Annotated in this window: 12 protein-coding genes; 1 reads left to right on the forward strand and 11 read right to left on the reverse strand. The window is 60.1% G+C overall.

The features are described from left to right. Nucleotides 1-45: 45 nt before the first annotated feature. Complete coding sequence (locus tag BGIM_RS0113940) at nt 46-366, forward strand: hypothetical protein (protein ID WP_020470380.1); 321 nt, start codon at nt 46-48, stop codon at nt 364-366. A gap of 29 nt (nt 367-395) precedes the next feature. Here BGIM_RS0113940 and BGIM_RS0113945 read toward each other — a convergent pair whose 3' ends face one another. The 11 genes from BGIM_RS0113945 to BGIM_RS0114000 all read right to left on the reverse strand — a co-directional run bounded on the left by BGIM_RS0113945 (nt 396) and on the right by BGIM_RS0114000 (nt 12,160). Continuing rightward, complete coding sequence (locus BGIM_RS0113945) at nt 396-2,183, reverse strand: ABC-F family ATP-binding cassette domain-containing protein (RefSeq protein ID WP_020470381.1); 1,788 nt, start codon at nt 2,181-2,183, stop codon at nt 396-398. A gap of 145 nt (nt 2,184-2,328) precedes the next feature. After that, nucleotides 2,329-2,805, reverse strand: coding sequence for a nucleoside 2-deoxyribosyltransferase domain-containing protein (locus BGIM_RS0113950; RefSeq protein ID WP_020470382.1), 477 nt, complete (start codon nt 2,803-2,805; stop codon nt 2,329-2,331). 19 nt (nt 2,806-2,824) lie between these two features. Next, a complete protein-coding gene (locus tag BGIM_RS0113955) occupies nt 2,825-3,919 on the reverse strand; it encodes an acyl-ACP desaturase (RefSeq protein ID WP_020470383.1) in 1,095 nt (364 codons plus the stop codon). Nucleotides 3,920-4,211: 292 nt separating this feature from the next. Next, nucleotides 4,212-5,405 carry a tRNA pseudouridine(13) synthase TruD gene (gene truD / locus BGIM_RS0113960; RefSeq protein ID WP_020470384.1) on the reverse strand — a complete coding sequence of 398 codons (1,194 nt, stop codon included), beginning with the start codon at nt 5,403-5,405 and terminating at the stop codon, nt 4,212-4,214. A gap of 72 nt (nt 5,406-5,477) precedes the next feature. Beyond that, nucleotides 5,478-7,310: a hypothetical protein gene (locus BGIM_RS0113965; RefSeq protein ID WP_157368977.1), complete on the reverse strand. Its 1,833-nt coding sequence runs from the start codon at nt 7,308-7,310 to the stop codon at nt 5,478-5,480. Nucleotides 7,311-7,573: 263 nt separating this feature from the next. Next, on the reverse strand, nt 7,574-8,059 hold the full coding sequence (locus tag BGIM_RS0113970) for a macro domain-containing protein (protein WP_020470387.1): 486 nt from the start codon (nt 8,057-8,059) through the stop codon (nt 7,574-7,576). 104 nt (nt 8,060-8,163) lie between these two features. Next, a complete protein-coding gene (locus BGIM_RS0113975; RefSeq protein WP_020470388.1) occupies nt 8,164-8,850 on the reverse strand; it encodes a hypothetical protein in 687 nt (228 codons plus the stop codon). Between the two features lie 190 nt (nt 8,851-9,040). Then, entirely contained in the window at nt 9,041-9,514 is a 474-nt protein-coding gene (locus tag BGIM_RS0113980; protein WP_020470389.1) for a hypothetical protein, read from the reverse strand. A 1,013-nt stretch (nt 9,515-10,527) separates the two neighbouring features. Further along, nucleotides 10,528-10,701 carry a hypothetical protein gene (locus BGIM_RS62860; RefSeq protein ID WP_020470391.1) on the reverse strand — a complete coding sequence of 58 codons (174 nt, stop codon included), beginning with the start codon at nt 10,699-10,701 and terminating at the stop codon, nt 10,528-10,530. Between the two features lie 41 nt (nt 10,702-10,742). Next, the gene (locus tag BGIM_RS0113995; protein ID WP_020470392.1) at nt 10,743-11,237 is read right to left on the reverse strand and encodes a YybH family protein; all 495 of its coding nucleotides are present in this window, start codon (nt 11,235-11,237) and stop codon (nt 10,743-10,745) included. A 98-nt stretch (nt 11,238-11,335) separates the two neighbouring features. Next, nucleotides 11,336-12,160 carry a hypothetical protein gene (locus BGIM_RS0114000; protein ID WP_020470393.1) on the reverse strand — a complete coding sequence of 275 codons (825 nt, stop codon included), beginning with the start codon at nt 12,158-12,160 and terminating at the stop codon, nt 11,336-11,338. Between the last annotated feature and the right edge of the window lie 623 nt (nt 12,161-12,783).

Here is a 12,783-nt window from a genome sequence, read left to right on the forward strand (position 1 = left end):
AAAATCAGACATTGAAACGGCCTGACAAATCTGAAAGATCGCTTCATGCAAACCGATGCCATCGCCGGGGCCATTCTCGGGTGCGCCATCGGCGACGCGGACACGATGGCCGCCATCGTGGGAACCATCATCGGCAGCGGCGTCGGCCGACAGGGCCTGCCGGCGGACTGGCTCGCGGGCATCCGCGAATGGCCCCGCTCGGTCCCGTGGATGGAACGACTTGCCGAGACCGCGATGACCGCCATCCGCGAATCCCGGCTGGTTCGCCCCCCGGAGGCATGGCTGCCCGTCACACTCCCGCGAAATCTGCTTTTCCTCGGCCTCGTGCTGGCGCATGGGTTCGGTCGAATGCTGCCGCCTTATTGACCAGGCTCCGTGATGTTCCCAAGCCCGGATCAAGCCCCCTCAAGTTCCTCGGACAATTCCACCCAGCGTTCCTCGGCCTCGGCGAGCGGCTTGGTGATCGCGGCGAGTTCGTTGTGGAGTTTGAGGGCTTCCTTGGCGTCGCTGGTGTTCATCATCTTCGCGTTCAAGTCGCGGCGCTGGCCGTCGAGTTGGGCGATTGTCTTTTCCACCGACTTGATTTCCTTGCGGATGTCCTTTTCGCCTCGCTTCACGGCCTTGGGCGCGGCTTTGACGGGCTTGGCCACCCCTTCCGGGAGTTTCGGCTTTTTGTCGGCGAGTTCGCGTTCGCCGGCCTCGATCTCACTGTTGACTTTTTCCACATAAGCGTCGTATTGGCCGCTGTAATTGACCACGCGGCCGTCCCGCACTTCGATGATGCAGGTGGCGACCCGTTTCGTGAAGTGCCGGTCGTGGCTGGTGAAGATGACGGTGCCGGGGTAGTCCACGAGGGCGTCCACGAGGGCGTCCACGGTGTCCACATCCAAGTGGTTACCCGGTTCGTCGAGGATCAGGATATTGTAATCGCTGAGCATCAGGCCCGCGAGACAGAGACGCGCCCGCTCGCCCCCGGACAGAACCGAGATCGGCTTTTTCGTGTGCTGGCCCCGGAAGAGGAAGGAACCGGCCACGTCGAGGATTTCCTGCTCCCGGCGTTTGCCGGCCGAGGCAGATCGCAGATAGTCGAGGACGGTTTGCTTGTCCGGCAGGCTGTGGTAGACGTGCTGGGCGTAAACACCGACCTTGCAGCCGAAGCCCCAGCGGACTTCCCCGGAGATTGGCTTGAGCGAATCGACCACCGTTCGCAAGAAGGTGGTTTTTCCCTGGCCGTTGTCCCCGACGATGGCCGCCCGCGAGCCGTGGTCGATTTCCAACTGGACGTCCGAGGCGATTTGCCGTTCCGGGTAGCCGATGGCCAGGTCTTTGCAACGCAGGGCGATGCCCTTGCGGGGTTCGATCTGCGGCGCGCGAATCCGGGCGGTCGGCTCGTCGCTCAGGATCACGGTCGTTTCCAGCTTTTCGAGGGCTTTGCTCTTGGACTGGGCGAGGGCGGCTGTGCTGGCCCGCGCCCGGTTCCGGGCGATGAACTCTTCCAAGTGTTTCTTCTTGGCGAGGATGGCCGCGTTTGAGCGTTCGTCGTGGGCGCGTTTTTCCTTTTGATATTCGAGGAACGCCTCCACTTTGCCGGGGAACGTCGTCAGTTTGCCACGAGACAAGTCCATCGTGTGGGTGCAGGTGGCTTCGAGGAAGGCCCGGTCGTGGGAGACGATCAGGCAACCCGCCCGGTAACCCTTGAGGAAGTGTTCCAGAAGAATCTGCGTCCGCAAGTCGAGGAAGTTCGTCGGTTCGTCGAGCAGCAGGAGGTTTGGCTCGTGCAGAAGCAGGGCCGCGAGTTTCACGCGGGTTTGCCAGCCACCGGAGAGCTTGTCGATGGGGCCTTCGAGATACGATCCCTTCAACTCAAACTGGCCGGCGACTTCACCGCATTTCCAGTCCGGCTGGCCACTGTCTCGCATGAGGAATTCGAGGGAGGTTTCCCCCGGCAGGAACGGGTCGTGCTGCCGCAGGTAGCCGAGTTTCAGTGTCGGATGCCGGATGACATCGCCGCCATCGAGTTCCTCTTCACCGAGCAGCACGCGCAACAAGGTGCTTTTCCCGGCGCCGTTCTTGCCGATGAAGCCCATTTTGACGTTGTCGCTGATGCTGGCCTCGGCCTCGTCGAGGAGAATCTGTTCGCCGTAACTTTTCGAGGCTTTCGTGATCTGAAGCAGGATGGCCATCGGGAATAAAACTCATTGGGGCAAAAGGTATATTGTACGAATTTGAGTGTTTGCCGGATGGCGGACTTCACCAAAACTTCTCGGCCGATGCGGAGAAAAATATCCGCCGGTCACGCCGATGAATTTTGAGTGATCGTCAAACCAATCAACCGGCTTTGGAGAGGATTCGTTCCCGCACGGCGGCGGTCAGGGCAGGCAGGTCGTCGACCATCGGCAAGCCAAAACGGGCGCACACGATTTCGACATTGCCGCGTCGCCAATAGCGCGATGGACAGCACACAATCACCTTGCCGGAACGGGCGAAGAGACCGAGTTCCAGAAGAGAGATCGGGGCCTGTGTGTCGGGGGCAAAGTAGATGGCGATGATGGTCGCCCGTTCCAAGGCGTCCAGTTCCCACTCAACTTGACCGCGAAACGGCGGGTGATGAACAGATTGTTCCCATGACGAATCCCATTGATCCCGGCGGGGATTGAGAACCGCCACGGGAAGATCGTCGAGGGCGGCCGCCATCGACGCCTGCCAGTCGATGGCCTGGCCCATTTCGATGGACCCGGCGAGAAACACACTTTGTTCGCCGGACAACAGGTCCAACGGCGTCGGCGGTTTCAACAATCGGGCCACGGGGGGCTTCCCCTAAGTGTCAGGCGCCAGCGGGTTTGGCTTCATCCGGAATGGTCAACACGTCTCCCCACGGCTCGAAGGTTGTCGGCATGATGTCCGACAGGCCGACTTCGTTCTCGAATCGTTCGATGCGGCCAAAGAGATTCTGCACGGCCGATTCCACGATGCCGAGGTTGCAACCGGTGAACGCCTTGTCCGGCCGGAACATGCCGCCGGCGTCGGGCGTTTCCCGCGAGCGGATAATGCCCGCCTCGACGGCCCGGATGGTGTCAACGCCCAAGGCAGCCATTGCCGGCTTGGCCACGTCGCGGGCGAAGAGGCGGGGGCTGAAGATTTGGGCTTCGTACAGCACGGTGATGAAGGCGTCGTAATTCGGATACAGTTTGGTGGCGGGCATCACGAAGTTCTTCATGACCGTCACCAGCGCCCGCAACGCCTCGTCCGGGAAGTAATAAATGTGCAGCCGGGCGACTTCCAGGAAGAAGTCGTAGTGGGCCGCCTCGTCGATGGCGATGGCCGAGATGACCTTGGCCAGCACGGGGTCGGCTTCGCCGGGGAAACTCGGGTTTTCGCCGCGGGCGATGGCGCCGGTCTTCAAATAGATCAGTTGGGTGGCCCGCTCTTGAAACACTGTGTAAAAGAGCATTTCCAGCGGTGACTGGAAGGGGGCTTCCCAGGCGTTTTCCCGGAGATCCCGTGTGTAGTCTTCGAGTTGCTTCGGTGTGCGCGCCCGGCTGAACAACAGAGTGTTCCGCCAAAGGTCGGAGTGTTTTTCTTCCTCGGAACCCCAGCGGATTTGAAACTGAGCGCGGCCGTAGCTCTTGCGGGCAAGCGTGATGAGTTGGGCCGTGTAGTCCGGGGCGTATTGCTCGACGGCGTAAAAGCCCTCAAGGATCTGCGTCAATCGTTCGGAGGGATTCTGCCGTAATGCCCGCCAGTCGAATCCGCGATCGGGGTTCCAATTGCGGGTCTGTTGGGACCGGGCGACATACCACCGGTACAGGGCATGAGTGTATCGGGCGACGAGATTCGTCCGGTACTCATGGCTGTGCAGGGGTGAGAAGCTGGTTTTGTCCAGAGTTGAGGTAAATTGACGGGCTGACGGAATCGACACGCAATCCCCGTTCTGTGCAGGAGGTCACTTTGATTCGCCGACTATTCCTCAAGCGATTAAGTGACCCGTCGAAGGGAAAAACACCCCTTCATGTCGGGCATTAATAGAGACATTATCTTGCCTGCCCAAACGGTGGGCAAGGATGCGAACGAGAAATATCAGATCTTCTCAATGCCGGACTTTGCCCCAAGCGGGCCAACTCCCGGCCGGTCAACGGGATGGGGCTGTCGGCCGGACGCTGGCCGGACTTGAATATTTGTCAAAAATAAACAGACGCCACACCTGCGTCACTTCAAGCGAGCAGTTGTCCGTCAATCATCCGTGTGGTCAGCCGTTTGAGCACCATTGTCGCATACGCCCCGCGTGGAAGTTCAAACGCCAGCGTGGCTTTGCGACGGTTGGGGTGTTTGTCGTCGGGGGCGTCTTCGCCGGTCAGTTGGCTTACAATGAGTTTCGCCGCCCGGTCCCCCTTGGAAAAGAATGGCTTTCGCATTCCCGGAACTTTCATTTCCTCCAGCGGGATGCCCTCCTCCTTCATGGTGGCGCTCACACACCCCGCCCACGGGGCCTCCGGGTCGAGTTTCAGGCGGGCCGAGGGATAGGGGAGGCGAAACTCGGCCCATTCTCGCGCCGCCGCATCATCGAAGCGAATCGGCATGTGAACGGTGGCTGTCTTCAGGGCAACGGGAATCACCTCTTGGGTGTGGTCCGTGATCCACCGGTCCAGCATCCGGTTCCATAGGTGGCTTTGCCACGCGGACAGGTGCAACCCCTGATCGTCCGGCCAGAGTCGGCCGCACGCGGCGGCAAAATCCGGCTTGCGGGCGAGGCCCTCCACGATGTCGCGGGCATCGCCCCTCGGCAGTTTGGACGCCAGCAGGGGCCACTTGCCCCAATGTTCCCGCAGGACGGCCTTCCGGCGTTTGACCGACGAACGATCGTGTTCGATCTCCCCCGCGAGGGCCATCTTGAGGGCTTCCTCAAAGTTCCCCTTCACCATCTCGCGGGCCACAAACCGGCCGTCCGGACCGACGCCGCCGAAACGCTGGTCGTCAAAGTAGTTCGGCACCCCGATGGTGGCGAGTTCCGGGATGGCCTGCCACAAGCCGGACACCTCGGCCGAGTTCGCGTCGCGGATGGTGATGGCAAAGGCGTTCGCCCGGACATCATCCGATGAATAGGGCTTGGAAACCGCCCCGAGATGGGTGACGGTCAGCCCGTTGTCGGAGAGGTCTTTCGGCGGGCCATCGTAAACGGTGAAGTATTGGATGGTGCGGGCATGACGGTCCTTCAGCCCGCCAAATCCGATGGAATGCGGATGCAGTTTCCAGCGTTTGCGAACAAGAGTGAGGGCGTCCGGCGTGGTCCAATCCCGTTTGTCGAGCCGATAGAGGGCGAACTTGCCAGGCGCCCCGCGAACCGATTCGGGATCGAAGGCAGGCATTTCTTCGACACGAAAGTCATCCGGGACTTGTTTGATCTTCATTTGAGTAGATTACGAAGACCGGGGCACAAGACGTAATTAGGCCGGACTTCATCCCTCATCCCTCATCCCTGTTCACGGCGCCTTCACGACCACGATTTGACCAATGGTGTTGCTGGCGATCGCGGTCCCGGAGCGGCGTTCGGGGGTGGCGAAGGTGACGAGTTCGACGAAGACGGGCAGGGGGCCTTTGTGGGTGCGTTTGTCTGTGAAGACAGGCAGGAACTCAAACGCGATCTCCCCTTCGCTCTTTATCAGATATTCCCCCATTTGGTGGTAATTTGTGACGAGCGAGCCGTTGACGATGTATTCGATCTTGAGGGCGTAATAGGCCGGCTCGGCGTCGAGACGGTTGTATTGAACGGTCCCGGTGATCTTTTGCGTGCCGTCCAGCCCGTCGGACTTGGCGATCTTCAGGCCGCTCAATTGGGCCTTCGGCTCGGACAAGCGCCAGCCGGCTTTGTTGGCGGGTTGTTTGACGAGGGTCAGCTTCGGGAAGTCGTATGTCTTGTCCTGCGCGGCTGTCAGAGGCAGGGGGATGAACACGCCGTTCCAAATGCACATGTGGGTGCTCAAGCCGGACTTCATCAGGCTTCGGCCGAAGATCATGTGAACGTTTCGGCCGGCGGCGATTTCTTTGTCGATCACGTCCAACTGGTCGGTGACGATCTTGTGGTCCGGGCCGAACACGTTGTTGAGCTTGAGCCAGTCGGCCGCCTTGTCGCGGGCGGCCTGGACCGGGTCGAGTTTCTGGTCGATCTCCCGGCGGGCACGCTGCATCGCCGCCTTCACTTTGGCCGAATTGTCGGCGACGGGTCCGGTCCCCTTGCCCGCGAGGGTGGCCTCTGCCGGGGAGAGCTTGAGGGGCAGGCTCCGCAGCGCCCGGACGCCGTCCAGTTCCCCGTCCAGCACCACGTTTTTGCCGTCCGGCGAGAACCACACGCGATGCACCTTGGTGAACTTGACCGGCTTGTCCAGCCGTTCTTCAACCGTCCCCTTTTCCTGATGGAAGAACACTGCCGAGCCTTGGCCGGGGCTGGCGCACAACGGCAGCGACGGGTGATAAGCCAGGTCTTCCGTGGAAGCCCGATCCTTGGTCGCATAAGTGACCGGCAGTTTCTGGAGATCAAGCGGATCAAAGCCGCCGAGGTTCCCGGAGAACATCGGGGTGCCGACGACCGACAGATAGCTGACCCGTTCGCCATTGGCCGACATGCGAATCCCGGACCCGTTGCCGCCCGCCTTGCTCTTGAGGTCCATGAAAGTCGGCATGCCCTTGTCGTCCAGCGCGTAGGTAATCAGCAGGTCGATGTTGCCGTATTCGGGCATGGAGTGCAGTTTCCAGTCCGGATTGATGAAAAAGTTGGTGCCGCGTTGGTAAATGTCCTTGTGCCCGGTGACGAGATACGTCCCGGTCGGGTGGACGCAAACCCAAGTGCCGAAAAACCCGCGAGGCTCGCGCGCCTCGCCGGATTCCTCGTCAAACACAATTACGCGGAAAGAGGGCGCCTTGATGTCGAACTTCACCGCGACATAGCTCACCGGCAGCTTGGGGTGAAGGGTGAGATCCATCAGGCGGGGATAAGTCAGCGCCTGCTCGCGGATCGGCTTCAGTGTCTTCTTGTCCAGCGTCACCACGGCCTTGGGTGAATCAGACAGGGCGACGAAATACTTGGCCCGCTCGGCAATACGCACATATTTGGCCCCCAGTTGGCGGCGTTCTTTCTCGGTGACGCCGTCGGCCCCGAGCCGAATCAGCACATCCCCTTGAAGAAACAACATCGTGTTGTCCAAGCCGGGCGAATACTGATACTCTCCCTTCACCTTCGGCCCCTCGGCCGCCCCCGCCGACGCAGTCAGGACCAAGAGACAAAACCCCGCCAACAATGAGCGATGCCGAATGTTCATGAGAGCTTCCTTTGAGAGCAAAATAGCATTCGCGTTCGGAGGGATTGCGGACGGGCCGATGCCGGGAGATTTTTCCATGATCTTACGGACATTGGACGGAATCGCCCGCCAGTTTTCCCAGCCGTGACGGACCGGTTTGGATTAATCGGTTTTCCAGGCCGGGGCTTTTGATGGGGCAATCGCCAAGCCGGTTGTTGGGGGCGAAAACCCTCACGCCCGCCAACGGCCTCGGTTTGGATGCTTGACTAACCAAGACCGGTCCGTCAGGGCCGGGAGAACTCGCCTGTCGGCTTGTATCGAACGATGACGACTGTGCCGTCGAACTCAATGGACTGCAATTCTCCCCGCATCCACTCCAGAACCTGATCGGCCTTGCCGCCGCCGGACCCGGCACCGATGAGCGGGAAGGCAATAGACCGATACCCGCGCCGCCGGGTGATGTCCATCGCGTTGCGAACCGACTCCCGGACTGACCACTCCGACGATCGCCACAACAGGCTGATGCCGGCCACATGGATGATGCCCTTGAACGGCAGCCGCCCTGCACTGGTCTCGACCGCGCCACCCAGCGGGATCATTCCACGCCGACCGACCTCCCGAAACGGTTCCTTTCCACCTCGCCGCTTGATGGCCCGCGACACCCCTTGCGGAAGCAACAGCCACCACGGAATCAGATTGCGATTCCACGCATTGACGATGACTTCCACGTCCTGATCGAGCAAATTCCCGTCAACCACGCGAGGTTCCATGAAATGCCCTCTGGCCTCTGGCGGTCAATTTTGGCGGTCTTTTTCTGTTCTGGCGTACCGCATGGCTCGCCAAGACAAAACACATGGTCCCCGCCTCAACCGGTTCAAATCCGCGTTTGCAGCCATTGCGAAACGAGCGGTTTTGGCCAGAAACGCGAAGGCAGCAGCATCACGGCCTCGGTTTCCTTGTAATTGACGAGCATGGGAAAGGCCGATTGGAGCAGGCAGTTGCCCGGCAGGTGGCCGGGCTGGATGAAGCAACTGGTGAAGTAGACGGAGTGGCCGCCGCAGTATGTTCGCGGCAGTTCTCGCCGCATGATTCGCTCGCGTTCGTCAGTGATGACGCGGACGAACTCCCGCAGTTCCCGCTCGCCGGGGACGGACCCTTTCCGGGCGAACAGCCCCCTCGCAATCGTCGCCAGTTGGGCGACCCGGCCGTCGAAATACGGGTCTAGACTGTAAACCACGTTGGCGGGAAGCGTGAGGGTGTTGTCCGGCTCGAACAGGATTTTGTTGGCCTGCACGAGATGCCCCCACACGACCTGCCCCCGGTCCCGCAGCGCCTTTTGATCGGCGATGATGCGAAGCAACTGGTCCTTTGATTGCGTCAACAACGCCGCCAAATCGGGCGACAATTCCAGCCGGCAGGCATCGGCCTCCCTCCCGTCCAGCGACCTCGGCGTCGGCCCGATCAACTCCCGGCACCCGCCAATCAACCCGCTTTCCGCCTCGTTCTCCGGCGTGGCAACTGATTCCGCGCCCTTGTCCCGCCGACGAAAGAAACCGAACATGCGACCGTCTCCGAAGAAATTTTCAATTAATGACTGATCCCCGTTGTCGAGGCTGGAAAATCTGAAGCCAGTTCCGCGATGATTCCGGTTCCCCAGTCGCCCCGTCTCATAACGCCTCGCCAGCCTAAACGAGCCCGGCCGGATTGTCAAACGCATCAGTTTTTGTTGATTTGTTCGTCATCATTCCTTGTCAGGCTGGCTTGTCTTTCGCAGATAGTTTGGCCACCAGTTCATCGGCGATTTCTCGGCCGGCCTGCTCGCAGATGCCGGGGGTGGTATCAGTCGGGTGGACACGGATTTTGTCAAGCGTCAGCCGAAGACCGGTCAGACAGATTCCTCGCGTTTCGGCCCACCACTGGACTCGCTCGGTCACGCCGTTCCGGATGCCTTCAACCAACGGCCAGGCGTCCGGGACCAATGGACGCCCTGCCGGCAACCGCCACTCGTATGGCAGTTGGTCGAACTGTTGAAGCCTCTCCCATTCGGCCGGCGGGACGGTCCACATCACCGCCCCTTCCGGGGATACGACTTGCAAGCCGTTCGCGGAATCAACAGGCGTGGCCGTGTAACGCACCGCGACGAAATGCCCGCCAAAACGGCGAACACTGAAGATGGCCCGGCAATCCCCGCTGATGGATTCCGTGCCAATCGATAATGTCCGCATGACTGCCTTTCTTCGCCGAAGGCTTCAAACCAAACGGTGACGCCTTGTATTGAAAATCATTCTCGGTACGCCGGGCATGTCCGAGCCTGAAGAGTAGGCGAGGGCCACGCTTGCCGGGTTGTTGGTCGCCAATTTGGGGTTCGGTTGTTCCCCTGCCCAAGCGTGGCTCTCGCCTACATTTCAGGCTCGGACAAGGCGCCAAATTCGACGAACAACTCTCGATCAAAAAAATCATCATCAACACCAGTCACATGCCGGACATGTTTGACCGCTTCTTGGTTCAAACCGACCCCGAAGCGACAAGCCGCACGCCGTCCGAAAAATCAAACGCATGTGAATTTCCCGCGAGTCGATTGATGAATTGCCTGAACGCCCTCCGGGCATTTCCCGAAGGCGTGCCCGAGTGTACGACTCGCTTCCGGACCCCGCAAGCGCGAACCGGTGACAAGAGAGGATTTTGAGAGAGGCCGTTTCTCACGGCCCGGTTCCGCAATGTCGTGGATCTAGGGTTTCACGAAAGACGAGATGATCGTCTCTGCATCGCCGCGATGCGGCAATTTTCCGGTCGATGGACACTTTCTTTTGCCAGTTTTTTGGGAAAAGTCCACTCAGGTGATAGACGGCGACGTTAAACTTGTGGGGATATCCGAATTGTCAGATGATTTTTTACCGAATTGTCGCCCAACTAGATTTGATTTTGGGATCCCTTTTTGGCCGACAACATGTGATTGCCTCGCACCCGTTTTCTCACCAAACGGGCCCCGAGAGGGGGCTGCGCCGCTCGGCGCGCAATCGTATGTTCGGCAATTTAAAGACAGTGAACACGATAGATCGGGCTATTTGATACCGTGATCCGGGCGGGCATTTTTCGGGATCGCCGGTTTGCGGACAAACATGACGAACATTCGGCAGACGGGACCGGATACGGGGGCGGGGATGCTTTAGGGGGCGTCCCCGACCCATGTTTTTCCGGTTCTTCAGACGGCCCGGTCATTTCGGATCAAATTCGCCGGTCAACCCATGTGACGCGCGGCCTGAAAAAATCCCACAATTCCCAAGATGACCAGCAAGGCGACCACCACCGCAAGAGTCACCATGTTGGCGAGCAACACCGCCCAGAACACCCCCGACCAGCTCAGGGGGCGAGGCTGATACTGTCGTTGTCCGTCGTCTCTGCTGTCGCGCATGGCATCACTCCCCGATAACCGGTTCCGGCCATCTGGTTAAATCATTCACTCTTTTTCGGCGCGGACTTTTCCGCGACGGACGTGTGGTCGTGGACAACCCGCCAACCGTCGGCAAACTTGCGGAACAGGAGCGTGAACCGGCCAACATCTGTCTGGCCGCTGCGGGTGAGCTTGAACACCCCGCGCACCATCGCCGCGTCGGCGCCGAGGAGTTCGACGTGCAGTTCGTCGAACAACAATTTCCCCATCTTGTCCTTGCCGTCGGCCGCGTACCGCTTCACATATCGCTCGCGCGTCGGCTCCCATCCTTGTGTGATCGAACCGCCCGAAATGAACGTCAGTTTTTCACTCTTCCAGTAACCCTTCATGAACCCGTCGATGTCGCCGTTGTTCCACGCGGCCACCTGCTCGTCCAGCACCGCCCGGACGGCCTTCTCTCCCGGCATCATCGCCGGGGCTTCCCGCTTGGGTTCTTCGGCTTGGGAGACAGAAGCGACTGTCAACGAGAACATCATCACGGCAACAATCGAACGCATGACGAATCTCCAATTGATTGCGGGTCTTGATCGCTGGCGGCTTCACCGGGGCGTCATGCCAGGGGTTGACTCAACCGGTTAGTGAATGCTTCGGATCGCTATTTCTTGAGAAGTTCTTCGAAGTCTTTCGTCACCACGAGGGGCGGCAGATCGACTTGCTCGCCGCCGCTGCGCGTGATCCACGCCCGGATGGTCTTCTCCGGCGTGTCGCGCGCGATGAACCGGACCTTGTCGTCCCCGAACATGGCATAAAACCCGTCGTCGAACTGGCCGAGTTTGGGCAGCGGCTTGGCCGGGTCGTAAGCCAGTTCCTCCGGCTTCGGCCACGGCACGCTGTCCGCCGCCTCGACAACCAGAATGGTGTTCGCCACTCCGTCGCCGAAATTCTTCCACATGAAATCCTGCTTCTCGGACACACCCTTGTCGAACGCCGCCCCGTTGCCCACGAACACGCGGTAGCAGGTGTTCCACGGTGGCGTTGCCTTGTCCGGCACGGAGCAGACCAGCGGATCCAGGCGGATGGCCGCGAGTTCGGGGACGTTCCATTTCGCCGCCGGGTCGGGTGACTTGTATCCGCCGGACGCCCATTTCTGCACCGTCTCGACATCCGCCCGTTTGTTTTTGTCGCTCTCCATCTTGCCGATGAGGTAGGCCCGCCAGCTCAAGCCCTCAAGTTCCGGGAACGAGGACATTTTGGACCCGTCAACGGCGGGGTAATAGCCTTTGTCCATGTGAAACATGTCGAGGGTCATGCCGATTTGCTTCAAGTTGTTCACCGACCGAAGACGGGCTAGCGCCTCCTCCGGCGGATACGCCTTCGACGGGTGCGTGTTTCCTCCCGTCGGAGCCGCCTCCGTGGACGGCTTCTTGTCACAACCGGTCAGCGAGGCAAGCAGAATCATCACGGCAACCAGACGTTTCATGGCGAGCTTTCCGAAGGAGGCGGGAAGGGTATGCTACCCCGCCGCCCGGAACCGGCCATCGCAAAGCCCTGCAAGCTGGTGCACTCACAAATGACGTCAGACGGGAGACCGCTCTGGCCAAACGGAAGGCATGGGCCGCCAAACGGAGCACCCCGGCGATGAAATCACGGGCGGGCGTTTGCCTCATTCGCGGCCAGTGGCAATTCGCTTGCGTCCGTCATGCAGGGTCGGTAACGTGACCTCGGGAAAATCAAGGCGACCATTTAACCGGGGCTTCCGGCGGGGATCGGCGAATCATGAAAAAGGGCTGGATGATCGGTCCGAGCCATCCCAGGTGCGATTCGGAATGAAGTTCGTCAACGAACACGGTGGCTGGAAACTAATCAGCCTTTCGGTGAACGTGGGCGAGAAGGACATGCCAGAGTAGAGACAGGGCAGCCTCGGACGGAAAAAAGCTATTCAGGAAAGTATTGCCAGCGGAGTCCCGATCTGCGGGAGAATGATCGGGATCAGGTGACACCGACGCCGAAAAAACAAGCGATCCCGCCTGTGAAGCCTTCGGATTGCGGTTTCACAAGCGGGCACGCCAAGGTTGACTCAAGCGTCGTCATTTGGCGGGGCGT

The sequence above is a fragment of the Zavarzinella formosa DSM 19928 genome (assembly GCF_000255705.1).
In the GTDB taxonomy this organism is placed as follows: Bacteria; Planctomycetota; Planctomycetia; order Gemmatales; family Gemmataceae; genus Zavarzinella; species Zavarzinella formosa.